At 34.8% G+C, this 25,853-nt stretch carries 28 protein-coding genes and 1 riboswitch; of the genes, 11 read left to right on the forward strand and 17 right to left on the reverse strand.

Annotation, left to right across the window (positions count from 1 at the left end):
• Window positions 1-44: 44 nt before the first annotated feature.
• The 4 genes from C1631_RS14400 to C1631_RS14415 form a co-directional block, all read right to left on the reverse strand.
• Window positions 45-920 (reverse strand): LysR substrate-binding domain-containing protein, encoded by an 876-nt coding sequence (locus C1631_RS14400; RefSeq protein ID WP_103248917.1) that lies wholly within the window; start codon window positions 918-920, stop codon window positions 45-47.
• A 214-nt stretch (window positions 921-1,134) separates the two neighbouring features.
• Entirely contained in the window at window positions 1,135-2,442 is a 1,308-nt protein-coding gene (locus tag C1631_RS14405) for a voltage-gated chloride channel family protein (RefSeq protein ID WP_109712923.1), read from the reverse strand.
• Between the two features lie 30 nt (window positions 2,443-2,472).
• Window positions 2,473-2,540, reverse strand: a riboswitch (Fluoride riboswitch).
• 122 nt (window positions 2,541-2,662) lie between these two features.
• Complete coding sequence (locus C1631_RS14410) at window positions 2,663-3,499, reverse strand: GLPGLI family protein (protein ID WP_109712925.1); 837 nt, start codon at window positions 3,497-3,499, stop codon at window positions 2,663-2,665.
• 104 nt (window positions 3,500-3,603) lie between these two features.
• The gene (locus C1631_RS14415; protein ID WP_109712927.1) at window positions 3,604-4,071 is read right to left on the reverse strand and encodes an acyl-CoA thioesterase; all 468 of its coding nucleotides are present in this window, start codon (window positions 4,069-4,071) and stop codon (window positions 3,604-3,606) included.
• A 113-nt stretch (window positions 4,072-4,184) separates the two neighbouring features.
• On the opposite strand from C1631_RS14415, the gene C1631_RS14420 reads away from it, so the two are divergent.
• The 4 genes from C1631_RS14420 to C1631_RS14435 all read left to right on the forward strand — a co-directional run bounded on the left by C1631_RS14420 (window position 4,185) and on the right by C1631_RS14435 (window position 6,401).
• A complete protein-coding gene (locus C1631_RS14420) occupies window positions 4,185-4,538 on the forward strand; it encodes an arsenate reductase family protein (RefSeq protein WP_109712929.1) in 354 nt (117 codons plus the stop codon).
• Window positions 4,539-4,677: 139 nt separating this feature from the next.
• Window positions 4,678-5,040: a hypothetical protein gene (locus C1631_RS14425; RefSeq protein ID WP_123966689.1), complete on the forward strand. Its 363-nt coding sequence runs from the start codon at window positions 4,678-4,680 to the stop codon at window positions 5,038-5,040.
• A 137-nt stretch (window positions 5,041-5,177) separates the two neighbouring features.
• A complete protein-coding gene (locus C1631_RS14430) occupies window positions 5,178-5,363 on the forward strand; it encodes a hypothetical protein (protein WP_103249924.1) in 186 nt (61 codons plus the stop codon).
• Window positions 5,364-5,672: 309 nt separating this feature from the next.
• Entirely contained in the window at window positions 5,673-6,401 is a 729-nt protein-coding gene (locus C1631_RS14435) for a hypothetical protein (protein ID WP_123966691.1), read from the forward strand.
• Between the two features lie 64 nt (window positions 6,402-6,465).
• Here the strand turns inward: C1631_RS14435 and gcvT are convergent, their stop codons facing one another.
• The 3 genes from gcvT to idi are packed head-to-tail and all read right to left on the reverse strand — an operon-like array spanning window position 6,466 to window position 8,534.
• Window positions 6,466-7,542: a glycine cleavage system aminomethyltransferase GcvT gene (gene gcvT / locus C1631_RS14440; RefSeq protein ID WP_109712933.1), complete on the reverse strand. Its 1,077-nt coding sequence runs from the start codon at window positions 7,540-7,542 to the stop codon at window positions 6,466-6,468.
• 9 nt (window positions 7,543-7,551) lie between these two features.
• A complete protein-coding gene (locus C1631_RS14445; protein WP_109712935.1) occupies window positions 7,552-8,022 on the reverse strand; it encodes a hypothetical protein in 471 nt (156 codons plus the stop codon).
• A 2-nt stretch (window positions 8,023-8,024) separates the two neighbouring features.
• Complete coding sequence (gene idi / locus C1631_RS14450) at window positions 8,025-8,534, reverse strand: isopentenyl-diphosphate Delta-isomerase (RefSeq protein WP_103249691.1); 510 nt, start codon at window positions 8,532-8,534, stop codon at window positions 8,025-8,027.
• Between the two features lie 319 nt (window positions 8,535-8,853).
• Between idi and C1631_RS14455 the strand changes: the two genes are divergently transcribed.
• The gene (locus C1631_RS14455; protein ID WP_109712937.1) at window positions 8,854-9,264 is read left to right on the forward strand and encodes an LNS2 domain-containing protein; all 411 of its coding nucleotides are present in this window, start codon (window positions 8,854-8,856) and stop codon (window positions 9,262-9,264) included.
• Window positions 9,265-9,346: 82 nt separating this feature from the next.
• Window positions 9,347-10,309, forward strand: a complete 963-nt coding sequence (locus C1631_RS14460; protein WP_103248892.1) for a D-2-hydroxyacid dehydrogenase — start codon at window positions 9,347-9,349, stop codon at window positions 10,307-10,309.
• Window positions 10,310-10,347: 38 nt separating this feature from the next.
• Here C1631_RS14460 and C1631_RS14465 read toward each other — a convergent pair whose 3' ends face one another.
• Window positions 10,348-11,391, reverse strand: coding sequence for a peptide-N-glycosidase F-related protein (locus tag C1631_RS14465; protein WP_103248893.1), 1,044 nt, complete (start codon window positions 11,389-11,391; stop codon window positions 10,348-10,350).
• Window positions 11,392-11,638: 247 nt separating this feature from the next.
• Entirely contained in the window at window positions 11,639-12,016 is a 378-nt protein-coding gene (gene mscL, locus C1631_RS14470; RefSeq protein ID WP_109712939.1) for a large conductance mechanosensitive channel protein MscL, read from the reverse strand.
• A gap of 221 nt (window positions 12,017-12,237) precedes the next feature.
• Between mscL and C1631_RS14475 the strand changes: the two genes are divergently transcribed.
• Window positions 12,238-13,755 (forward strand): NAD(P)H-hydrate dehydratase, encoded by a 1,518-nt coding sequence (locus tag C1631_RS14475; RefSeq protein WP_109712941.1) that lies wholly within the window; start codon window positions 12,238-12,240, stop codon window positions 13,753-13,755.
• A 104-nt stretch (window positions 13,756-13,859) separates the two neighbouring features.
• Here C1631_RS14475 and lgt read toward each other — a convergent pair whose 3' ends face one another.
• Both lgt and yidD read right to left on the reverse strand, forming a co-directional pair.
• The gene (gene lgt / locus C1631_RS14480) at window positions 13,860-14,726 is read right to left on the reverse strand and encodes a prolipoprotein diacylglyceryl transferase (protein ID WP_228441268.1); all 867 of its coding nucleotides are present in this window, start codon (window positions 14,724-14,726) and stop codon (window positions 13,860-13,862) included.
• Between the two features lie 427 nt (window positions 14,727-15,153).
• Window positions 15,154-15,402, reverse strand: coding sequence for a membrane protein insertion efficiency factor YidD (yidD, locus tag C1631_RS14485; protein ID WP_228441243.1), 249 nt, complete (start codon window positions 15,400-15,402; stop codon window positions 15,154-15,156).
• Window positions 15,403-15,502: 100 nt separating this feature from the next.
• Here yidD and C1631_RS14490 point away from each other — a divergent pair, with 100 nt between their 5' ends.
• A complete protein-coding gene (locus C1631_RS14490; RefSeq protein ID WP_109713327.1) occupies window positions 15,503-16,780 on the forward strand; it encodes a replication-associated recombination protein A in 1,278 nt (425 codons plus the stop codon).
• 43 nt (window positions 16,781-16,823) lie between these two features.
• On the opposite strand, the gene C1631_RS14495 is transcribed toward C1631_RS14490, so the two are convergent.
• The 6 genes from C1631_RS14495 to C1631_RS14520 form a co-directional block, all read right to left on the reverse strand.
• Window positions 16,824-17,240 carry a hypothetical protein gene (locus C1631_RS14495; RefSeq protein WP_109712946.1) on the reverse strand — a complete coding sequence of 139 codons (417 nt, stop codon included), beginning with the start codon at window positions 17,238-17,240 and terminating at the stop codon, window positions 16,824-16,826.
• A gap of 110 nt (window positions 17,241-17,350) precedes the next feature.
• Entirely contained in the window at window positions 17,351-19,573 is a 2,223-nt protein-coding gene (locus C1631_RS14500) for a DUF2339 domain-containing protein (RefSeq protein ID WP_109713329.1), read from the reverse strand.
• A 102-nt stretch (window positions 19,574-19,675) separates the two neighbouring features.
• Window positions 19,676-20,383, reverse strand: a complete 708-nt coding sequence (locus C1631_RS14505) for a hypothetical protein (protein WP_109712948.1) — start codon at window positions 20,381-20,383, stop codon at window positions 19,676-19,678.
• A gap of 389 nt (window positions 20,384-20,772) precedes the next feature.
• Window positions 20,773-21,483 (reverse strand): hypothetical protein, encoded by a 711-nt coding sequence (locus tag C1631_RS14510; RefSeq protein WP_103248432.1) that lies wholly within the window; start codon window positions 21,481-21,483, stop codon window positions 20,773-20,775.
• Window positions 21,484-21,771: 288 nt separating this feature from the next.
• Window positions 21,772-22,620 (reverse strand): prephenate dehydratase, encoded by an 849-nt coding sequence (pheA, locus tag C1631_RS14515; RefSeq protein WP_109712950.1) that lies wholly within the window; start codon window positions 22,618-22,620, stop codon window positions 21,772-21,774.
• 158 nt (window positions 22,621-22,778) lie between these two features.
• A complete protein-coding gene (locus C1631_RS14520; RefSeq protein ID WP_109712952.1) occupies window positions 22,779-23,204 on the reverse strand; it encodes an acyl-CoA thioesterase in 426 nt (141 codons plus the stop codon).
• A gap of 135 nt (window positions 23,205-23,339) precedes the next feature.
• On the opposite strand from C1631_RS14520, the gene dnaA reads away from it, so the two are divergent.
• From dnaA to C1631_RS14535, 3 genes are all read left to right on the forward strand, one after another.
• Complete coding sequence (gene dnaA, locus C1631_RS14525) at window positions 23,340-24,794, forward strand: chromosomal replication initiator protein DnaA (protein ID WP_103292907.1); 1,455 nt, start codon at window positions 23,340-23,342, stop codon at window positions 24,792-24,794.
• Window positions 24,795-24,895: 101 nt separating this feature from the next.
• Window positions 24,896-25,345: a low molecular weight protein-tyrosine-phosphatase gene (locus C1631_RS14530; protein WP_109712954.1), complete on the forward strand. Its 450-nt coding sequence runs from the start codon at window positions 24,896-24,898 to the stop codon at window positions 25,343-25,345.
• Between the two features lie 5 nt (window positions 25,346-25,350).
• Window positions 25,351-25,851, forward strand: coding sequence for a Cif family virulence factor (locus tag C1631_RS14535; protein WP_109712957.1), 501 nt, complete (start codon window positions 25,351-25,353; stop codon window positions 25,849-25,851).
• The last annotated feature ends 2 nt before the right edge of the window (window positions 25,852-25,853 follow it).

The raw sequence follows: 25,853 nt of genomic DNA on the forward strand, positions 1-25,853 counted from the left end.
AGTATACTGTTTTATATGGGCATGAAAGAATATATAATACAGGATTAATCAATGAATCGAAGAAAAAGTTCTATCAATTCAGATTGTTCCCCTTTCGGAAGAATGAAGTGAAAGTTTCTTTCAATACTAAAGTTTTTAATATCAATAACAGTCAGTACATTATTTTTAAGTTCGTTGAGGATTGTGCTGATCGAAAGAAAAGCCATACACTCTGAGTGGAGCAGGTAATTTTTAATACTTTCACTGCTTCCAAGCTGTATGACTGTTTTTAATTCATTGATGTTAACTTCCTTTTCCTTTAACCGGTTTTGTATATACTCCAGAGTTCCAGAGCCTTGTTCGCGGAATATCAGATCAATATCATACAGATCTTTTAGCTGTAAGGTCTTATGAGCAAGGGTATGGTCTGCTTTTGCGGTCAATACAATTTCATCTGGCTTAAAAGTTTTGTAATTGAAATAAGAAGATTGAGATTCCCCTTCAATGATTCCAAGATCAATTTTTTCTTCTTTTAAAAGAGCTGAAATAGCTTCAGTATTTCCGGTAAGAAGTTCAATTTTAATATCTTTATAGTAAGTATTGAATTTAGCTAATATTTCAGGAAGAATATATTGTGCTACCGTTGTACTGGCTCCAATAATCAGCTTTCCCTTATGTTGCTGATTGATCTGGCTGATTTCAAATTCAAGATCACGGTAGATGTTTCGTATTTTTTCTGCATATTCGTACAGAATCTTTCCACCCTGGGTTAGCTGAATAGAAGTTCCCTTACGGTCAAACAATTTAGTGCCCAGCTGATTTTCAATTTCTTTGATATGTTTTGTAACTGCCGGCTGGGAAATGTGGAGTTCTTCCGAAGCTTTTGTAAAACTTAACCTCGATGCTACCGTATGAAATACTTTTAATCTGTAATCGAACATGGGGTAAAATTACGAATTATAGTTGGAAATGGCGAAGAGTTGGTGAGATTCGAGATTCGGGTTTCGAGGTGCGAGGTGCGAGTTACTAGTTGCGAGTTGTTGGGTTTCGAGGGGCAACTAACAACAAAAAATAGCCAGAAACTAGTAACAAAGATAACCAGCAACAAAAAAACAAACCAACAACTTTCAACTCGTATATCGAACCCCGAATGCTCTATAAAAAATCAGAAATAGATTTGTTCTGCTGACTTTCATATCTTTGATTCTTGGCTTCACCAATCATTTGCTTGGTATAAATACTGTGGTGCCCGGAAAGGAGATAGGAAACAACACAGGCGATAGCTACATACACACCACATTCGGCTCCGAATAGTTCTATACCCATCAGCATACATGCCAAAGGAGTATTGGTAGCGCCTGCAAATACAGCTACAAAGCCCATTCCTGCCAATAATCCGAAAGGAAGAGGAATGAACAATGACAAGGCACTCCCCAAAGTAGCTCCAATAAAGAATAAAGGAGTAACTTCTCCTCCTTTAAATCCTGCGGAAAGCGTAACGATGGTAAAAATCATTTTTAAAGCAAAATCATGCAACGGAAGTTGTTTTTCAAAGGACTCTACGATGGACGGTACACCAAGACCGATATAACGGGTAGTGCCCATGATCAGAACTGCCAGAGCAATAATACTTCCGCCCACAACCGGACGTAAGGGAGGATACTTAATCTTTGATTTGAGAAAAGAGCCGGCCCAATGAATCGCTCTACTGAACGTTGCGGCACAGATCCCAAAAGCGATTCCTGCTAAGATGCTGTATAAGATTGGCAAAAATTCTGGTTTGGGGATGAAATCGATGTGATAATGGGTATGTTTCACCTTCCAGAGATTAGTAGTCCAATCTGCCAGAATAGCAGAGGCAAAGGCCGGAAAAATAGCATTATAACGTATTCTTCCGATCAGAAAGACTTCAAGCCCAAAAACAGCTCCTGCTAATGGAGTTCCAAAAACAGATCCAAAACCTGCGGCGATGGCAGCTATGATTAATACTTTTCTTTCATTTCTGTCAAGCTTAAAGGGATGGGTAAGTTGGTCTGCAATGGCACCTGCCATCTGAAGTGCTGTTCCTTCCCGACCTGCCGAGCCTCCGAAGAAATGGGTTACAATAGTTCCCAGGTATACAAAAGGAGCCATTTTAAAAGGAATGATATCTCTCGGATCATGAATGGTGTCAATCAGCAGATTGTTTCCTGCCTCAACATCTTTACCCCAGTAATAATATAAAAGTCCAATCAAAAAACCAGCAACAGGAAGTAGTGCAATCAGCCAAATGTGATGTTCTCTGAAATCGGTGGCCCATTCCAATGATCGCAAAAATCCGGCGGAAGCTGTTCCTACCAGAATACCAATAATAATACTGATCAGGAGCCATTTAAAAATATAAGGTAAAGCCGGAAATTTTCTGAAAAAAAAATGAGTGTGGAAAATTGCTTTTTTAACAAGCGTTCGTTGATGTTTTGACATAATAAACCTGATTAGTTATTGTTAATAATCTCTCAATCAGGCGTCATCAGCTTTTGTAAAGCGGTTGGGTAAGGAAGAACACCATTTCCTTTTTGATACTACAAATATATGAATTATGATCACAAGATAAAAGATAAAAGATAAAAGATAAAATGATTAAACTTCTGTTATCTATTGTTGTATTCAACATCAGTATGAATGATCTTTTGTTTATGATTATCTATTTGGGATAATGCAGTGCTTTATTAATTTCAAGTGGGTTATTGTATCTTCTGATCACTTCCTGCATGCTTTTTGTTTGTGTGTTCAGCTCATCAATATTGCGTATTTCTTTTCCATTAATGTTGATTTTTAAATCATTATTTGTTTTGCTGAAGGTATTTCTTTCGTAAGCGAAAGGATCATTATAAAACTCCATGCTCAGTTTATACTTTTGTTTTTCATTGATAGGAATGGCCTTATTTCCAAAATTTGATTCCACAAAAGATTCAGTTGAATAATTATCAGGTAACTTCTGGCTTTTGATAAGAGTATAGATGAAATTTCTCTTTGTGTCAGATAATTCAAAAATTAATCCAGGCAATCCCCGGAATTTAAATGGCCCTTCATTAAATGGAATGTCCTTACAAAACCATGCTGTCCAACTTCTTCCTCCGAATTTTGAAGTAGCTTTTTGTAAATGGTAATTTTCTGTTTTTTTCGTTTCATCAGAAATGGCCCAGTTTATTTTATCTGTCGTTTTGAAAGAGTAGTATCCTTGTTTGATATTAATGTAGTTTTCATGATCAAAAGAATTGATTTTTCTTTTGACAATCTGACCAGACATATCAGTATACTCAGAATTCATCCCGAATTTTTTGTTTAAAGAATCGGTAATCGCCAGGTTCTGCCCATAAAATTTCACTTCTTTTGGGCCGATGTCTAATACCATATTCAATTTTTCATTCATGGCATCTGTAGAGTCCATTTTGTATTGCAGCTCGTAGATAAACCTGTGAGTTTGTGCCTGGATAGAAGTGATCAGCAAAAAAAAGGATAGTATGAGAATTTTTTTCATAGTATAATTTGAATGGTGTTCGTTTTTTGAATTGGTGTAAAGAAGGCTTAAGGTGTTGGAACCTAGACGGTTATTTTATTGGGGGATTTGTGTTAAATTATATACTATAAAAAAGGTTTCATCTCATCTTCAATTTGTGTTCTCAGCTCCATCAGGCGTTTGGCATACATCTCCTGTTGTTTTTCTTCCTCTGTTGTAGGAACCCATTTCGGTACAGGAAGTTTTTTACCGTTTTCATCAACTGCAACAAATACAATAATGCAGTGTGTTTTTTTATCAAATGTAGGTTGCTTAAGGTTTCTTGAAAATACATTGATGGCAATATGCATACTTGATGTTCCGGTATAAATAACCTGAGCATCTACTTTTACTACTTCTCCGATTTTAATCGGTTCATAAAAGCGGATTCCTCCTACATACACCGTTACTGAATAATTTCCACTCCATGTTGTAGCACAGGCGTATCCTGCCTGATCAATCCATTTCATAACGCTTCCTCCATGTACATTTCCTCCGTAATTAACATCTGAAGGTTCTGAAATAAACTGAAAAGTAATAGGTTTGTTCTGCATCTTTATAAAATTTGAATAAAGTTATTTAATAATTTTCAAAGTTTTAGATTAAATCCTACTTTTGAAAGACGAAATCAGAATGAAGAGATTTTTAATACAAAATAGAAACTATAATGAAGAAAGTATTTCACCTTAATACATGTGATACCTGCAGAAAAATTTTAGCACAATTTGATCTTACCGGCTGGGAGCTTCGTGAGATTAAGAAAGAGCCGGTTACTAAAGAAGAACTGGCGGAAATGTACAAGAAAACAAAATCATATGAAGCATTGTTCAGTAAAAAATCCACTCAAATCAAATTGAGGGGGCTGGAGGTAAAGTCTTTAACTGAAAAGGATTTTAAAGAGCTGTTATTGGATCATTATACCTTTTTGAAGAGACCTGTCTTCCTTACGGATAAAGAGATTTTTGTAGGAAATGACAAGAATAATGTAGCGGCACTACAAGCGTTTTTCAACGGGAATTAAATATTGCCTCTTCTTTTATTGTAAAGAATATCCATTTTTATAAAATTGACAATTGATTATCAGAATTATATTCATTGTATTTTGTTTTTTGACTGCTCATTCTAATGCGCAGAAAAAGACTGTTGTAAAAACTTCAAAATTGATAAAGGATCGTAAAGGTATAGATACACTTGGGTATCTTAAATCTTTTGAAGCAAATAAAAAAGAATATATAGGGAAGAGTTTTTCTTATTTATTGTCAAAAATGGAGAAGATGCCACCACAAACCATTTGGAGTATTCCGAACTCAATGGATAGTACCATTGTTACCAAATCCTTATTTAGATTTTCTGACATCAATTATCCTGTCATGAATGAAACAAAAATGTTGATTACATGGGAAACGGAAATGCCTTATAAAACGGTGAGTTTTAATAACCAGAGAAATAAATTTTATTTTTCTGATTCTGAACGACGATTTTATGGAACCAGGATTATAAAAAATATTTTGGTGTATAGATAACGAAAAATTTAATAAACAAATACATTAACGCTACAGATATTCTGCAGCGTTTTTTATTTTCGTGAGTATGCTTTATTTTTATAAGTTATTGATTGATTTTGAATTATCTCTATATTTGTAATGACCAAACGTATAATATGAAAACAAATTTTTTAAAAATGAGAGCTCTGAACAGATCAGAGTTAAAACAGGTTGATGGCGGGATTAAAGCTCTGAATCCATGCAATGTCTTGTGTGGCCCCGGGGGTGGAGTGATTTCTACCAGACCAGGAATAGGGGATGCCTGTAATTCTGACAGATCCGTCTGCTGTATCTGTTATTAAGTGTAAAAAAGGTTGTAGAGAATACAACCTTTTTTGTTTGAGAAATAACGGTTGGTTCTTGTTTAGTGCGGTTAAAATAATTATTTATTTCTAGTCTTTTTGTTGTTTTTTATTTTATATTTTATTGTTTTGTGGGTATTTTTTTATGGATTGTATTTATTTTGTTTGTTTTTATTTTGTTTTTAATTGTTATTTGAATTTTTTATTGAGAATTTTGTAAATTAGCGAACGTGAGATATTGAAATTTATCCTCGCCTTAAAAAAACACATTTCATTCTTTTAAAATAAATATAATTAAAAACAATTATGATGGAAAAACAATTTAATCCTGTGATTAAAGCTGTACAAAGCTTAAGGAAACTTTCATTGGATATTAAGACAACAAATAAAGAAATTCAATCGAACGATACTGAAATAAGGCAGAAAATTGAAGACTGTGGAAAGCAAATTGCTGCTACAAATGATAGTATGGTCATTAATTTATGGATAAGAGAAAAAGCTAAACTTATAGAGAATTCTAATGCATTGCTTAAGATCTTGGAAAAAATTGAGGAAAAGTTTAAAGAAAAAGAAGCCTCAGGTTTAATAGGAATCTGGGAAACCCATGAAGAATATAAAAATTTGGTGTTAGATAATTTTGTTGTCATGGAAAGAATGGGAAGTACCATTTTTATTGATAACAATCTTGAAAAATGGAAAGGTCTCTGGAAAGATATCAGGATCTCATTAAACAAAATACTATCCATATCTGAAACCTATCATCTCAAACTAAAAATGATGGAGAGTCTGGAGCCCGATGAGATTGATAGTTTAACGGAAGATATTCTTAATCATATTCCGTGGAATTATTCTGATGAGGATGCTTTTAAATATGAACAAGATTATCTTGTTGCCTATAACGAGATAAAAGAATCCCAGTCTAAAAAGAAAAACCTTTGGGATAAAATTTTGAATGCATTAGCCGGAGGTATAGAAGAGACGCCGGCACATAGAGTGCAAATGAGAAGGTGGATGGAAGGTGACGGAGATAATATCTGATGTACTAACCTGAAAAATAATGAAAATAAAAAACCGCAGATCAATTCTGCGGTTTTTATATGTTTTATACAAAAGGAGCTTTCACTACTTTTGCAGGAATGTTTTTATTTCTTACCTGAATAAAAATCTCAGAACCCAATTTGAAATGAGGTTTATCTACATAAGCAAGACCTAATCCTACTTTTTTCATAGGAGATTGTGTCCCGGAAGTTACTTTTCCGATTACATTACCTTCAGCGTCTACAACAGGGTAGTCATGTCTTGGAACTCCTTTATCCTGTAATTCGAATCCAACTAATTTTCTTGTAACACCTTCTTCCTTCTGCTTGGCAAAAACATCTTTAGAAACAAAATCTTTATCGAATTTTGTGATCCATCCAAGACCTGCTTCAATAGGAGAAGTTGTATCATCAATATCATTACCGTAAAGACAGAACCCTTTTTCTAATCTTAAAGTATCTCTGGAAGCCAGACCACAAGGGATAATACCCTCTGTTTCACCGGCTTTCATGATTTCATCCCATAGTTTTTCAGCGCTTTCATTCTTGAAATAAATCTCGAAACCACCACTTCCTGTATATCCGGTATTGGAGATGATGATGTCACTTACTCCTGCAACACTTCCTACTGTAAAGTGGTAGTAAGGAATTTCTGAAAGATTCACTTCAGTAAGCTTTTGAAGAATTTCAGTAGCTTTAGGTCCCTGAATTGCCAATAAAGACATCTCATCAGAAGCATTGGTCATTGTAGCTCCGAAAGTATTATATTTTGAAATATGATTCCAGTCTTTTTCAATATTGGAAGCATTCACAACCACAAAATATTTATCATCTTCCATTTTGTAAACGATAAGATCATCTACAATTCCTCCGTTTTCATTAGGAAGACAAGAATACTGAGCTTTTCCATTTTCCAGGGCGTCTACATTATTGGTAGTAACCAATTGTAAAAGTTCTTTTGAACCAGGTCCTTCGATGAAAAACTGTCCCATGTGGGAAACATCAAACAATCCTGCTTTTTCTCTTACTGCAAAATGTTCTTCTGTAACTCCTGAATATTGTACAGGCATTTCAAAACCTGCGAAAGGTACGATCTTAGCTCCCAAAGAAACATGTTTGTCGTACAAGGCTGTTGTCTTCATATTTAATTTTTATTTCTTTATTTTAAAACTGTTAAAAGTCTCATTAAACAGGGTCATATAGTTTCCATTCCAGAACTTCTGGCCGCAATTAATGCTTACCAGATATAGGTCTTTATCTTTTTGAAAAGCCCTGGTGATCCAGAATAATTTTTCTTTTTCATCAAAATATTCGTAGAAATATTCTGTATATCCCTTCTTGCTTCGGTTTTCTTTTACCTTATTCTCGGGGTCTTCAGACTTATAAAGAGCCAGAATAAATTTTTTCATTTCTCCTTTAGGAAGTGCGAGATCATGATATTCGGAAATGGTAACAGCACCGATTTCACTGCCAGGGAAAATATTGACAATGTCACTGTCGTTGGTAGATCTCCATCCATCGGGAACATTGATTGAGTAATTCGGGCTGTCATATACCTTTACTTGTTGACCAAAGAAAAGGCATCCCGATAAAAAAGCGGGTAATAGAAATATTTTTTTCATCGTTAAAAATGGTGTTTGTATTCTTCGAGGATGATCTTAAACCATTCTGTAAAGTTGTGGGGAGCTTCAGCTACTTCTTTATCCAGTTCAGAAAGAGATATAAACCTTACTTCTTCCACTTCTTCTTTATTTAAACTGAATCCGGATTCATAATTTCCCACAAATACATGGTCGAGTTCATGCTCCCAAAGGCCTCCGCCTACATTGGCTTTATAAATGAAATGGAATTTTTCGGAAAGTTCAGTTTCAATACCCAGCTCTTCTTTCAGCCGGCGGGTTGCTCCTGCAAGGTATGTTTCTTCTTCCCGGGGATGAGAACATACGGCATTGGTCCATTGATTGGGAGAATGATACTTTCCTGAAGCTCTTTTCTGAAGAAGCATTTCTCCTTTGCTATTAAACAGAAATACAGAAAAAGCGCGGTGCAACAAGCCATTGATGTGCGCCTGCTGTTTTTCCATCAGACCCAAAATTTCATCTTCAGGATTTACTAAAACTACAAATTCTTCCATTCCTACAAATGTAAGTGTAATAAATGTATTTTGGAAATTTTTAGATAAACATCATGCTTTTGATAAGGAAAACAGCACTCTTATTCGTTTTTCAACTTTCCATTCATGCTCAGTTATCATAAGCCTAAGTCATACTTTTTGCTTTATTCATTAAATAAAACCTTAAAACGAAAAATTTTAACTAAAATCAGTGAAAAAGTGAATAATATGTTTATTTTATTCTCAGAATAACGTTTTTTATAGTAAAATTTTAATATAAACTAATATTAGTCGGTGTGATATATCTAAAAGCCTTAACTTTGTTACTTAATGTTTACGGATGGAATTAGAATACATAGAGCATTTAAGTCCTATTCTTAAGGACGGAATTAAAAATTACTTAATAGATATTGACGGAACCATTACAGATGATGTTCCCAATGAAGAACCGGAAAGAATGGTTACCTGTGAACCTTATCCCGATGCATTGGAAACCATTAATAAATGGTATGATGAAGGTCATCAAATCTGTTTTTTCACTTCAAGAACCGAGAATCTTAAGCAAATTACAATCGATTGGTTGGATAAACATGGTTTCAAATACCACAGTGTACTCTGCGGGAAACCAAGAGGTGGAAATTATCACTGGATAGATAACCACCTTGTAAGAGCTACAAGATATAAAGGTAGATTTACAGATCTGGTAGAAAAACAAGTGACTATTGAAGTTTTCAAAGAAGACGGAGAATAAAATATAACGGAGAGATTTAAAGATTAAATGTGGTATATACTTTAATTTTTAAATCTTTTTACTTTTTAATATACGAGTATTTATGAAAGTTTTAGCAAACGACGGCCTGGATCAATCTGGAATTGATGCATTAAAAGAAAAAGGCTTTGAAGTCATTACAACAAAAGTTCCACAAGAGTTTTTAGTGGATTTTATTAATGAGCACAAAATCCGTACTATATTGGTAAGGAGTGCTACACAGGTAAGAAAAGACATTATTGACGGATGTCCATCCATTGAAATCATTGGTAGAGGAGGAGTCGGAATGGATAATATCGATGTAGAGTATGCAAGAGAAAAAGGAATCCATGTGATCAATACCCCTTCTGCGTCTTCGGAATCGGTTGCTGAGCTTGTTTTTGCCCATTTATTTTCAGGAGCCAGATTTCTTCAGGACTCCAACAGAAAAATGCCTCAGGTAGGTGATACTGAATTTGCAGGACTTAAAAAAGCATATGCTGCAGGTATCGAATTGAGGGGGAAAACGATTGGGATTGTCGGTATGGGAAGGATCGGACAGGAGGTTGCCAGAATTGCTCTAGGTCTTGGAATGAGAGTAATTGCAGCTGACAATAATGTAGGAAAAGCCAGTATCAAAGTTAAGTTCTACAACAATCAATTTATCAATGTTGATATAGAAACAGAATCTTTACAGGATGTTTTGAAGCATTCTGATTTTATAACATTGCACGTTCCGGCTCAGAAAGACGGATATATGATTGGTAAAGCGGAATTTGATATGATGAAGGATGGTGTTGCAGTAGTCAACTGTTCGCGAGGAGGTGTAATTGATGAGGCTGCCCTTATCGAAGCATTAGACTCTGGTAAGGTGAAATTTGCAGGATTGGATGTATTTATCAATGAACCTACACCGTCGAAAGAAATCTTAAATCATTCTAAAATATCTCTAACCCCTCACACGGGTGCTTCTACACTTGAGGCTCAGGATAGAATTGGTCTTTCATTGGCAGAACAGATTTCAAGCATATTACAGATTCACAACTAACATAAAAAGCGGTCTCAATATTGAGACCGCTTTTTTTATTAATCTGTGACAACAGGTGAGTTGAGAGGAGTATTGCTCTTTGCTATTACAAATGTAGAAATGGCATAGAATGCATTTCCGTTTGACCCGTTGTTGGTCCAGTCCTGAAATTTGTATTCATAGCTGAATTTATTGGGGATGAGAGTGTTCTCTAAAGCGTCAATTCGGGTAGGTACAACCATTCCCGGACACCATCCTGCCCTGTCTGGCTTCCAGTTTCCCGGACTCTGATTATTGATTGGGTTATTCACACAGCCTAACGGTGCAAGCTGATGAGGAAATGTATTGACATTATTGATCGCAATATTATGAGTTCTAAAACACCATTCTGCACAAGGTCGCCCACCGGAATCGGCGGGTGTAGCATGACCCCATCCGGATATAATAGTTCTCAGATAAGCCTTTTGGGTATTTGGCGGTAATTTAATATTTTTCTTAAGATTCAAATTGTGTGCCTGACCATAAGGTACACCGTCAATAGAGGATTTATTGTATTGAATCACAGGAATCACTGCAGAATACTTATAATCCGGGGTACCATAAATAAAGTCAAAATCAACACTATATTCTCTTCCTTTGGCCAACCATGTTTCAGTATAAATTTTTAATTCAGTATTTCCTGTCAGTAATGGTTTGAAATCTGTAACATCAATTTCCAGCCCACGTGCCAGTTTTTCGGTTCCTACCCAATAAGGAGTAATAAAGCGGCCTATTTCATACCATTCTCCGGTACTTTTATTTTTAACATACACATTGGCATAACGATCCCATTCATCACATGTTTTATTGGGGCAATCGTTTTTAATAAACATTTTAATCGTTTTGACATTGACAATGTCAGTAGGTAGTGAGAAAGTTCCCTCAGCACTTTGAGAAAGTCCATCTCCAAATGCATTCATAACTTTATTGAATGTTTTTACATTGACTGTCCCCTCGGTAATGAGAAGCTCTTCTGTAACGGGGAAGGTATTGTCAACCCCTTTGCAGGATGTGATAGCTGCAAGCACATAGGCCGATAAGCTTACAATAAGTAGTTTTTTCATAATTTATCTTTTGATGATATGGTGAATTTAATGTTTTTATTTTTAATATATCAATAGTATGGGATTTAATTTTGGATTTATGTAAGGAATTCTTGTATCTGTGTAATTATATTTAAATAGGAGGGTGCGTGAGGTTAGAAAGTGAAAATTATTAAATCCTTTTGGGAACGAATAAAAAAAACCGGAGAAGTAAAAACTCTCCGGTAATCGTACTTTATGCAAAATGCCTTTTGAAAGGCATTATGTGTTATATATTCTTGCTTTTCAAAAGATCTCTTATTTCCATCAGTAATTTCTGATCTTCTGTAGGTCCAGCAGGAGCCGGAGCTTCTTTTTTGCTGATTTTGTTTGCTCCTTTGATAATCCAGAAAAGAACAACTGCAATACACAGGAAGCTTATTACGGCAGAAAGAAAGTTTCCATAGGCAACCCCATTCCATGTAAGTTTGGCAATATTTTCTGCTCCTGCAGCTTTTAATGCTGGATTTAAAAGTAGAGGAGTAATAACGTCTTCTACCAAAGAGGTAACAATTTTACCGAATGCTGCACCGATGATCACACCGACAGCCAGATCCATTACATTGCCTTTAAATGCAAACTCTTTAAATTCCTTAACAAATCCCATAATTTATATTTTTTAATTGTATTTACACAAAAATATAATTTAAAAATGTAAAAAACATTACTTTTTACTGTTTTTTATTCTCTAAATTTTGAATTTTGTTTTAAAAGAAGAATCCTTGTCATCAAGAGAACTTTCCTTTCATAGTGTTGCTTTATTTTGTTATTGGAGTCATATTTTTAATCAAAAATCTTTCGTAATTTGCTTAAAAGTTGAGATAAACGATGAAAATTTTTACAGCAGAGCAAATACGGAAATGGGATGAGTTTACGATGATTCACGAACCGGTATCTTCTATTCAGTTGATGGAAAGAGCTTCACTGATGGTTGCTGGCTGGATTTCTGAAAACTGCAAGAATCACAAAAAGATGGTCGTCTTTTGTGGGAAAGGCAATAATGGTGGAGATGGATTGGCGGTAGCGAGAATGCTTTACCAAAAAGGCTTTGATGTAGATGTTTTTATACAAGATCTTAAAGCTAAGTTTTCGGAAAGTGCATCGGTAAATCTTCGGAGGTTGCGTGATGTTTCAGGAGTTTCATTAAAGGAATTCAAAGATATAGATACTTATCATTTTGATGATAAAACAGTTATTGTTGATGCGCTTTTCGGTACCGGATTATCCAGATCTTTGGATAACAAGCATAAAGATCTGGTTGATGTGATTAACGCCAAAAACAATAGTAAAATATCTATAGACGTTCCTTCAGGCCTTTCAGTGGATACAATAAGCGAAAGTAATACCTCAGTTCTCAGAGCTGACTATACATTAAGTTTTCAATCGTGGAAACGCAGTTTTCTTCATCCGGAAGGTGGAAAATATACCGGAAAAGTGATTGTTCTGGATATACATTTAAGTAAAGAATATGTAGAGTCAACAGAAACTGAGTATTTTGTCATTGATGACTTGCTTGTTGAGTCCGTCTTTCAACCCAGAAGAGAATTTTCACATAAAGGAAGCTATGGCAAAGCGACGATTATTGCCGGAAGCTATGGAAAAACAGGGGCCGCGGTATTAGCAACACAAGCTGCCTTAAAAACGGGAGCAGGGCTTACTTTTACACTGGCTCCCCGATGTGGATATGAAATATTACAAACTTCTTGCCCTGAAGCAATGTTTATCAAAGGTGGGGAAGATTACATCGTGAGTTTTGAAGTTGCCAAAGATACGATTTGCGGAATAGGACCTGGACTAGGCACCCATCAGGACACTCAAAAAGAATTTCTGCAATTTTTAAAAAATTATAGCAAACCCCTGGTTTTGGATGCTGATGCACTGAATATGATTTCCAAAGATGAGAAAAATCTTAGACTAATTCCTGAAAAATCTATTATCACTCCCCATCCTAAAGAGTTTGTAAGACTTTTTGGAAAAACGGACAATTCCTTTGATCGCTTAGAATTAGCCAGAAAGAAGTCAGAAGAATTACAGATTTATATGGTGCTAAAAGATCATCATACACAGATCATTACTCCTCAGGGTAAGGTATTCTATAATATAACCGGAAATGCAGGACTGGCTAAGGGAGGAAGTGGAGATGTTCTTACAGGTATTCTCACTTCTCTTCTTGCTCAGGGATATTCTGAGGAGCATGCCTGTATTTTAGGGGTCTGGTTACATGGAAAAGCTGCAGACTGTGCTTCCGAAAAATATTCCAAAGAATCAATGCTTCCTACGGATGTTATTAATGAATTAGGAAGTGTTTTTATTGAAATGAACAGGAGGGTTGCCGTTAATTTATAAGTTTATTGGAAGATAAAAATTCCTGACAGAACTAAGCGTAAAAAAGGCAAATTTGCTGTTTTGCCAATTTGCCTTTTAGTATTCTAGAAATAAAAATTTTCTGATTATTCAGGTTTTTCGTTCTCCGCTTGTGTAATTTTAAATTTCTTGGAGACAACCATAATAACAACTCCTGCAATCATGAAAGGGATAGAAAGAACCTGCCCGGTATTTAAGCTTCCGATTTGAATAAATTCATCTCCCTGAGGCTCTTTAAGGAATTCTACAAAGAATCTGATTGCCCAAAGAATAATAAAGAAAAGCCCGAATAACCATCCTTGTTGATATTTTTTATCTGTCTTTCTATATAAAACCCATAATAAAATAAAAAGGGCAACATATCCCACAGCTTCAAATAACTGGCTTGGGTAGCGAGGTACAGTGACACCATACTCACTGCTTTGTTGAGGGAAAAGTAATGCGAAGGGAGAGTTTGGAGCTGCTGGCTTTCCTACAATTTCAGAATTGAAAAAATTACCCATTCTTACAAATGCTCCTCCTAATGCAACTACAATTCCTAATCTGTCATATACCCAGAAAGGATTTTTCTTGATGATTTTGAATGAATAGTATAAGGTGGTGAAAATCAATGCTATGGTAGCTCCATGGCTTGCTAATCCTGAAAAGCCGGTAAATTTTAATCCATTTTTGGTACTGATGGGTAAAAATACACTCCAGAAGTCTTCTTTAAATAATTCGGGTTGATAAAAAATAACATGACCTAATCTGGCACCAAGGATTGTCCCTATTAAGGTCCATGTGAAAAGTGGTTCCAGATATTTTTGGTTTACATTGTCAATTTTAAAGATTTTGGTCATTAAAACATATCCGAATCCAAAGGCGAACACAAACATTAAGCTGTAGAAATGCAGGGTAACAGGTCCAAGTTTAATGCCTTTTGAAGGATCCCATATTTTGAAAGGAGTGTCCAATTCTACTTTTTCGGAAGCGGTGATAGGCTTTGCTGATTTTACAGCATATTTGAAACTGGTAATATTTTTTGTAGTGGGAGCAGTATCAATCATTCTGAAATCTTTATCAAAAAACTGATATCCGGAATCTTTAAATCTTGCCAAAACAGATGCACCAGTATCATAATTGGCTGTTTCAAAATTTGATTCGTTCAGGATAACCAATACATTATTTTTAATTGCTCTCTCTGGAAAAGAACCGAGTTCAACTAATTCTGTTGTAGAATAAATTTTTACAGGAATGTTATTTCCATTTACCTGTAATGAACCATCAGATAATCCGTCCGGATATTGCTGAGCAAAAAGGCATTGGGTGATCAATGCGAACATAACAAGATAAATTCTGAAAAAGGTAGTACTCATTTTCTATTGATTTAATAGTTTGTTTTTAATGTTTATGTTTTGGAGGTACAGGATCATAACCGCTTCCACCCCAGGGATGACAACTTACAATTCTTTTGAATCCCATCCAGAATCCTTTAAATATCCCATGTACCTGAAGTGCTTCAATCATATAATGAGAACAGGTAGGTTCGTAACGGCAATTTTTGGGAAGTAAGGGCGAGATAAACCACTGGTAAAATTTTATCAAAATTACCAGGGGAAATGTGATGATTTTATTGAATGTAAGTTTCAAAACAATGCAAAAATAGGGTAAAAAAATGAAAATTAGTTTAATTTTGTTAGAAGTTTCAGTAGCTAAAAACTGGAGCATTTATCTTAAAAATAGAATTACTTTGAATCAAAATATTCCACTAGCTGAAAAATTAAGACCCAAAACTCTGGATGGGGTACTGGGACAGGAGCATCTGACCGGTGAAAAGGGAACGATCAGAAAAATGATTGAAAATAATACCCTTAATTCACTGATTCTTTGGGGGCCACCCGGAACAGGAAAAACAACCTTGGCAGAGATTATTTCTGAAAAATCCGGAAGGAAGTTCTATAAACTTTCTGCTGTTTCTTCAGGGGTAAAGGATGTCCGCGATGTAATCGATGATGCTAAAAAACAAAACCTGTTTTCAGGAAAATCACCTATTTTGTTTATTGATGAGATCCACCGTTTTAATAAATCTCAACAGGATTCCTTATTACATGCGGTAGAAAAAGGTTGGATTGTCCTGATCGGTGCCACTACAGAAAATCCAAGTTTTGAAGTTGTTTCCGCATTATTATCGAGAAGTCAAGTGTATATTTTAAAAGCATTAAGTTATGATAAACTCGAAGAACTGATTGATATTGCTTCTGAGAGATTTAATAAAGATGAAGGAACGGATTTTAAGATTTTAGAAAAAGAAGCTTTTATTCAATATTCAGGTGGAGATGGCAGGAAATTGATCAATTCCGTTGAATTGGTTTTAAATCAGTATAAAAATTCTGATATCCGGGAAATTGCCAATACGAATGTTCTTGAAGTCCTACAGGAAACCATGGCGCTGTATGATAAAAATGGAGAACAACATTATGATATCATCTCAGCTTTCATTAAATCAATGCGGGGAGGAGATCCTAATGGAGCTGTTTACTGGCTGGCAAGAATGATTGCAGGAGGAGAGGATATAAAGTTTATTGCAAGAAGGATGCTTATTCTGGCAGCTGAAGATATCGGATTGGCAAATCCCAACGCGTTGGTTATGGCGAATAACTGCTTTCAGGCTGTCAATGTGATTGGAAATCCAGAATCCCGGATCATATTAAGTGAAACGGCTGTCTATCTTGCGGTCTCACCTAAAAGTAATTCTACCTACATGGCAATTAACGAAGCTCTTGCTTTGGTCAAGCAAACAGGTAACCTTCCTGTACCGTTGCATTTAAGAAATGCACCTACAAAGCTGATGAAGGATCTGGACTATGGCAAAGAGTATAAATATGCTCATTCTTATGAAGGGAATTTTGTAGAACAGGATTTTTTGCCGGAGGAGATTAAAAATGCCAAACTTTATGAACCCGGAAAAAACTCTACAGAGAAGAAAATTCACGAGGAGCTTATGAAAAAATGGGGCAATAAATATTAAAAAAAGGATACTGAAAACAGTATCCTTTTATATTTTGGGTTATTTATCTCAGGGTTACAAATAAGGTTTTCTTGCCATTATGGTCCTTTACTTCTCCTTTATCAATGATTTCAGGATAGATCAGGATGCTGGTATCATTAAATTCATATTCTCCAATAAATACGGGAGTGTCTTTTGGAAGTCCATATTGTGTATTAATTTCTGCAAGAGACATTCTGTCTAATACATTTTCACCGTTTTTGAATTTGTATTCGGTAATTCCTTTTGTAAAAATAGAACTGTATTTTTTCAAACTGGCCGGAAGATTGGCTGCAGTATACGTTTTTGAAACCTGTAATACAGATTTTTTAGCATTGAATATATTTACCGTCCCAATAGCATTATCAGCAAAAGCGAGTTTTTGCTGACTCCATACAGTTGCAGATGAAAGTATTAAAAAAGAATAAAGTAATTTTTTCATAATCAGAATATATAGCTGTTAAAAACACGATAAATATAGTTATTTTTTATAAAATTCAAATTAAATCTTAAAATGTTTTACATTTTATTTATAAATAAATGGTTTTGTCATTATTGTAAGTTTGAGTTTTCTTCATTTTTATCTTTTTGATCAACCATATTTCTGATCAGATTCTTGAAGCGTTGAAAGGTGAATGAGCTTAATAATAATATGATACCTAATATAATAAATGCAGTAATCCGGGAGATATTGTCCATTTGCCATACATCATAGGTGTAAAGTTTTAAAACCATAAGAGCTATCAGCGCAAAACCAATTTTATTATATTCCAGAATATGCTTTTTTAAGCCAATATAAATTAATGTGCTGGCCAGAATTGTCCATATAATAGGTAGGTAGACAATATTGAAATGTTTCTGTACTTTAAAAGACTGTGCCAGGTCATGAGACGTAATAAGGACATATGAATGACGGAGTTCACAACTTACAGCAATAATAATTGCTAAACCCAAGATCCAATAAGATATTTTGTATCGGTGAAAACCTGAAGAAGGAATAACGTTAAAGCCTATATAAAGAAAAGGGATCCATTGTAAAAGGTGAAGTAAATAAAAGCTTGATTCAAGTTCCTTTGATAAAATAGATGTTACTACTGATAATGTGGAAACGGATATATTGATGATCAGTAAGAATAAAAAGAGGTAGATTAACAGACTTTTAAAATCACTGGCAAGATTGATTTTACTCCTGATAAGTAATAAAATGAAGATGTAATACATACTGAACAATAATCCAATATTTATAATGGCAGCCAACGGTATGTGATGGATATGATAAATGATTTCCAGCAGTAGAGCAGTGTAAATAAGTACGTAGCTGGCAACAGTAATGAGATCCTCAAAAAAAGTATTGGTTTCCGCCTGATTCTCTTTTCTTGCCTCTTTTAACAGGTATATATTAGCAACTGCTGAAATAGCAGTAACTAAACTTGTTAAGAATATTGGATTCAATATAATGTTGAGGTTTTTAGCATTAAAATATTCACCCCATGTAATCATCTGAGCGATAATGACAAGAGGAAAAAGAACATAAAAAAGTGTTTTGAAAATTGTATGTCCGGTTTTCTTCCAGATAAAAAGAAGTAGCGTTGCTTCAATGGCCCAGACGCTGGTAATAAGATGGGTTTTAAATTGAAGTGCGATGGCTATTGTAATCAGGCTGACGGTAATGCCTGCAAAAACTGAAAAAGGGATACCGAGATGTTTCTTTCCATATTCCCGGAATAAAAGGAGGGTATTAATAAAGGCAAAAGTAAGAGGGAAAATAATGACCGGTTCGTACTTTAATGCATTAAAAGTATAAACAAGACCTATAATACTTGTAAAATTAATTAAAGCCAGCATTAAAATATCCCATGTTGAAAGTATATTTTTCCTGATATAATCCTGAAGGGCAAAAATGTAGAAAATAATATAACTGATGAAGTAAAAAACAATGCTTAGAAGCTCTGGCTTTTCGGAAGTCCAGGACAGGAGATAAAGACTGGTTAAAGTGTATGCGGTCCATCCCACACTTTTCCAATGTTTTAGAAAAGTAGCGGAAAGCATTCCTGTATTAAGGAGACTCAGATAAATAAAGAGAAACAGATAATTACTTTGGTCTGTGCTGATCATTAAAGGGGCAGAAAAGCCACCTATTAATGAAAAAATAATCAATATTTCACTTTTATAATAATAGGAGAGGATGATAGAAATTGCGGTAATGAGAATGGTAATGATAAAAGAAGTATTCTGAGTAAAAAGATGATATTCCCGAAAGGCTATGGTGATTGTGAAATAAAGGACAGCAATTCCTCCCCCTGTAATGATTGAGGCGAAAGTGCTATAATTCTTTCTAAGAAAATGTCCGATCAGGATGATTACTGCTCCGGTAGAAAAACCGATTCCGGCTCTTGCAGTCTCGCCAATCCAGTTTTTATCGATGGCATATTTTACAAAATAACCTATTCCAAGAACAAGAGTGAAAATACCAATAATAGTAAGGGCATTTTGCCTTAGAAAGTCAAATATGGGACTAAGCCAGTCTTTTTGAATTGATGGAGGAAATTCTTTGATTTTGCTGTGCTGTGTATCTTCTTGATAAGAGCTCTCCGGTTGTTGTGGGGCTGCTTTTTCAGGGGCAGCTTCTGGTTGGGCTTCTGGCTGTACTAAAGGGCTCGTAATTTTAGAGCTAAGATCAGATATTTCTTTTTCAAGTTTTTTAATCTTATTATTCAGATTGTTGAAAATAATAATGATCACCACAATTAATATGACAGCAAGAAGTTCATTCATTATATAGTTTTTATCAAATATAAAGAATTTTGACATGTAGAAAAAATTAGCCCATCACAGCGACAGTGATGGGCTAAAGATATAGATAACTAACAATATGTTTTAATTGGATACTTTATAAATATAAAATGATGATGTACTAGATCCTAAAAGTCCCACATCTAATGCTGTAGATCCTACCAGTCCAAATGATATTTTATCTCCTGCCTGGAATGAATATAATGAGCTAACAGAAGTGTCAGAGATTGTTAAGCTTAATAATACAAGATTGGCTCCACTGAACGGACGACTGTCGATTACAGTGGCTACACCTGCTCTGGTTCTTACAATTCCTACTCCCGGGCTATTGGCTAGTATGGATGCCTGGAGTCCTGATCCGTATCGGAAAGAAAATCCAATCGCATATACACCAGTTGAGGGTATTGTGTAGGTATTATCTGTATCATTAAATAATGCAGCAGATCCGATAGTTCTTTCTGCTGCCAGGAAGTTCACAGCTCTAAATCCTGAAGGGAAGAGCCCAAGGCTTAAAAGACTGATTCCTGTTGTTTTTTTTGCTGCAAATATTGATGGATCTGTTTTGGAGGCGCCTATTACAAGTTGTGGATCCATGATGAAAACCTCGTCACTTCCAAGGTTACTTGCTAAAAGTTGAAAGCCTGGCAAAACTGTGGCTTGTGGAGTATCACGAACGATTAATGTTCCGTTGACGTCAAGAGTTGCCTGCGGAGTGGCGGTATTAATACCTACTTGGGAAAATAGAGGGATACTTGCGCAAGCTAAAATTAGGCTGTAGATTTTAGTTTTCATGATCAGATTTTTTTAATTAGTTTCTTAGGTATAAAGATAATAAAAAATATGTTTAATATTATTAATTTTTTAATTTTAACATTAATATGATATTAAATAACTAAACATATGTTTATATTCTATCTTAAGATGCTTCATAATTTAATTACTGTTTATTATTTATTAATTAAAGACGGTTCAAATATATAAAAAAAAGAAAGTATATCTCATTTTATTGAATTATTTTTTTTATTAAAATGAAATAATCTGATTAGGTGGGGTTTAAAATTATTTTAGTTTCTGATTTTGTTGGTTTCGAGACAAAAAAAACACTGTCGCTATGACAGTGCAGTTCCAAAAAATGATGGGATTCTATGAAGTTGTTATAATAATCTGTGAATGATAATCGGCTAATCAGATATTTTAAAAATATAAAATGACGAGGTGCTGGAGCCTAATAATCCTACATTCAGTAGGTTGGAGCCCACGAGCCCAAACGAAATTTTATCGTCTTTTTGCAGCTCGTATAATGAATTTATACTGCTGTCAGATATTGTTAGACTAAGCAGTATTGACAGATTGACACCGCTGAAGTCACGACTATCTATCAAGGTGGCAGTATTGGCTCTGGTTCTTACTATTCCAATACCCGGGGTGTTGGTAAGTAAGGAAGCCTGAAGGCCTGTTCCATAACGAAATGTATAGCCTATCATATATATACCATTGGCAGGTACAATGTATGTGTTGTCAGAATCAGAGAATAATGAAGAGTTGCCTACTGTTTTTTCAGCTGTTGTGAAGTTTATAGTTCTAAATCCCGATGGCAGAATCCCAATATTGAGGAGATTAATGCCGCTTTTCTTTTGAGCTGAATAGATCGATTGATTTTTTGAACCTCCAAAATTGATGTTATCCGGACTTATCTGGGATACTTCAGAATTATTTTGATTAAGAAGTAATAATTGGTATCCGGACAGAGTTGTTGTTTGTGGAACCTGTCTTATCATTGTGTTTCCATTGACATCCAAAATAGCCTGAGGATCTTTTGTAAGAATGCCTATCTGGGCATTGTTAAATGTTGTAATTAAGATCAGTGCGAATTTTAAAATTTTAATTTTCATTGTATTCATGTTTGTAATATGAATTGAAAATACAAAATTTATTCACCTTTATTAGAATTATTAAGTGCTTTTAATTTGTTTTGCAGACGGTAGATTTTATCTGGTTTTACAGTAATAGTTTAATTTTTTTATCAAATAAAAGTCTGAAGTTTTCTTAAAAAAAATAAAGAAAACTTCAGACGTAAAATATTAAGATATATAATAATTATATTTTTAATTACCCGTTATATAAAAGAGAGAAAATTAAGGAAATTATTATCGTTTTTTTTATTTTTTCACAATAATATTTTAGCTTTCTAAAAGAAACTCTTTGTAGTAACCGAGAAAATCTACCTCTGCATGAATAGATTCAAGTTCCTTTAATGCGTTGCCATGAAGAACTTCCTGCCATGGGCCCACCACATTAATAAAGAAGAAGTAATTACCTAAACCCGTTTTTAATGTCCTGGATTCAATTTTACTAAGATTCATTTTTCTCCAGGCAAAAACCGATAAAACCTGATGTAATCCTCCAGGATGGTCTTCGGGCATGGTAATAAGCATCCCTGATTTCTCTCCCAGGATCTCAAGCTGGATATTTTCATAAATGTCCTGTTCTTTGGATATGACGATAAACCTTGTATGGTTTTGTTCAAAATCCTGAATATTACGGTTAATGATTTTTAAGCCATATAAATTGGCTGCAAATTGATTGGCTACTGCTGCAATTTTAATATCAGGATTTTCGGAAACATATTTTGCTGCAGCTGCGGTAGATGAGAAATCCTGTTTTGGAATTCCTTTATAATGGGTATCCAAAAAATGGAAACTTTGTGCTAAAGCTTGAGGGTGTGAGTAAATTTTCTCGATATCTTCTACAGCGTTTTCGGGATGAATCATCAGGTGATGGGCAATAGGCATTACAGCTTCTGCCTGGATTTTAATAGACGGTGTTTTGTATAAATAATCCAGCGTCATAGAAACAGTTCCTTCTATAGAGTTTTCTAACGGAACAACAGCTTTTATTGCTTCTCCATTTTCTACTGCATTGAAACAGTCTAGAATACTGGCTTGTGGTAAAAGCTCATCTTCCGGGAAGAGTTGTGCTGCGGCAAGTTGAGTAAAACTGGCATGCGGCCCCAAAAATGCAATCTTCATAAAGTATAATATATAAGGTATTGTTGTAATAAAGAACAAAGGTGCGAATTAAAGTTCAAAGTTTACTTTTTAAATTAATAGATATCCTTACTTGATAATATAAAATTATGAGCTTATGGTTGTTGGGCTACGGTTTCAAATTTTATATCGATTGGTAATTACTTGCCGGCTTCATCTTTTTTCCAATTTGCCTCAATAAACTCCATCAGGAAATCAGGACACCTGATCACTTTGTTTGTATGAGCATCCAAAAAGAATAGAGTCGTAGATGCTTCCGTTATTTTAATATGCTCCTCATTATAAATTTCATATTCAAATTCAATTCTTACACCTGGAATTTTTTTGACATAGGTATGAATTTCTAATTTTTGATCATACAGCGCAGGGCGGATATATTTAATTTTATAGTCGGAAACGGGCAGCCAAATTCCTTGGTTTTCAATTTCATCGTATGAAATTCCTATGCTTCTGAAAAGTTCAACCCTTCCTACTTCAAAGTACTCAGCATAGTTTCCGTAGTATACATATTTCATAGGGTCTGTTTCTGCATAACGTACTCGTATTGAGTGTGTTGTGTGTATCATTTTAGGTATTAAATTATACATACAAATATATTTTTAAATAATCAATACCCGCAATATTTTTTTTTGAAAAGAAAAAATTAGACCTTTGTCTTCCTTCTAAAAACAGTACAAACAAAGAATAATCGGGGCATAAAAATGGATGACAATTTAATGATGATATGGCAGAAGTGCCTTCAGTTTATGCGTGATAACCTCAATGCAGCTGAAGATAATTCTGATCTAAAAAAACTTGAAAAATCTTTCGATATGTTATTCGATAAGGTACAGCCACTTTCGTTAGTTGCTAATAACCTTACGTTGATCGTACCGAGTGATTTTTACAAGGAATATATCGAGGACAATTACCTGTCCTTACTTTCTGCTGCCCTGAAGAAAAATGTTGGAAAAGGAGTTAAATTATGGTATTCTGTTATGGAAAACAGACCAAAAGGTGAAGAAAAACCGGTTACCATGAATATGAAGGGACAAAGCGTTCCCACTCCTAAAACACAGGAAACGATGCCACAAGGATTCTCAGCTAATATAGTAAACCCTTTTGTAGTTCCTGGAATAAGAAAAGTAAATATAGATTCGAACCTGAAGCCAGACTATTCGTTTGATAGTTATGTAGAAGGAGAAAGCAATAAATTTGCAGCTACTGTAGCAAGGTCAATTGCAAAAAGACCGGGTGCGACGGCATTTAATCCATTATTCCTTTATGGGGGATATGGAGTAGGGAAAACCCATTTAGGTCAGGCTGTTGGTCTTGAAGTGAAGAACCAATTTCCGGACAAAGTAGTTCTTTATCTGTCTTCGGAAAAGTTTATTCAGCAATTTATCTCTGCTGCAAAAGCCCATAAGCAAACCGAGTTTGCCAACTTCTATCAGATGGTAGATGTATTGATTATTGATGATATTCAGTTCTTATCTGGAAAATCTGCTACTCAGGACAGTTTTTTCCACATTTTCGATCATTTGCATCAAAATGGAAAACAGATCATCCTTACCTCAGATAAAGCTCCGGCGGATATAATGGATATTCAGGACAGAATTGTTTCCCGTTTCAAGTGGGGACTTTCTGCAGAAATAAAATCACCTGATTTATCTACCAGAAGACAAATTATTGAAGATAAATTAAGCAGAGATGGGATTGTCCTGCCTGGTGATATGTTGGATTTCCTTGCTGTAGAAACTAAAACCAACGTAAGAGAATTGATTGGGGTTATCAACTCTGTTATTGCATATTCTACCGTATATAAGAGAGATCTGAGTCTTGAATTATTAAAAGAAACCATCAATAGAATTGCTGCAAACCAGAAAAAAATAATTAATATTCCTTATATTCAGGAAGTGGTGTGTGACTATTTTGGAATCAAAAAAGAGCAGCTTCTATCCAAAACAAGAAAAAGAGAGATCGCATTACCAAGACAATTGGCTATGTATTTTTCAAAAGAGTTTACCAACTCTACTTTCACTAAAATTGGAGAAGAAATGGGAGGAAAAGACCACTCTACAGTAATGTATGCGTGTGATACTATTAAGGATGTATCAAAAATTGATAAAGAAATCAAGAAGTACGTTAAAGACCTTACAGAGAGAATCAAACAATAAGTAGTGTTGAGCTTTAAATAAATTAAAATGAAGGATAGTTTTATTCTTCATTTTTTATTTAGTTTTGTTGCGACAAAAGACTCTTTTTAAATAAACAACATATGAATATATTGATGGTCTGTCTCGGGAATATTTGCAGGAGTCCTTTGGCAGAAGGAATAATGAAAGCAAAACTATCGGGAAGTTTTATGGTAGATTCAGCCGGAACTATTTCAATGCATGAGGGTGAGCACCCTGATAAAAGAGCCATTAAAACTGCTGCTAACCATAATATTGATATATCCAGGCAAAAGTCAAGACCTATTACCAGAAAAGACTTTGAAACCTTTGATAAGATATACTGCATGGATATTGACGTATTAGAAGATGTTGTTTCTAAAACTAAAAATGAAGAGGAACGCCAGAAAGTCTCATTGTTTTTAGAAGCATTGGGAGATCACAAAAATGCTGAGGTTCCAGACCCGTATTGGGGTGATATGAAAGATTTTGAAATGGTTTTCCAGCTTTTGAATAAAGGATGTGATGCTATTATAAACCAAATATCAGAATAAGATTCATGAAAAAGCTGCTGTTACTCATTTTATTAAGCTTTAATTTCTCTTTTGCCCAAACTAAGGACGAAGCAGAAATCCGTAAAGTTATGGATGACTTCATGGGATGTATTAAATCCGGAGATGAAACCAAATATCTTTCTTTATTCCAGGAACCCGTATTGTGGACCGGAATCTACAAAGAAAGAACACAAGCTAAGCGTTTTGAGGAAAATCCTAAAGCGGAACATTACTTCTCCGATAATTATAAAACTTTTATCAAGGGTTTTAAGGATTACAAATCTGAAGAAAAATTTGACAATATTAAAATCGTGGAAGATGGAGCAGTAGCTTCTGCCAATTTCGATTACAGTTTTTGGTACGACGGAAAAATGGAAAACTGGGGTAAGGAGATCTGGACACTGATGAAGATCAACGGAGTCTGGAAGATTACTTCTGTTACCTTTTCCATGGATCTGACTAAATACTTCCCACAACCTTCACTGAACGAAAGAACTAAAAAATAATA

The sequence above is a fragment of the Chryseobacterium phosphatilyticum genome, from assembly GCF_002899825.2.
Classification (GTDB): Bacteria; Bacteroidota; Bacteroidia; order Flavobacteriales; family Weeksellaceae; genus Chryseobacterium; species Chryseobacterium phosphatilyticum.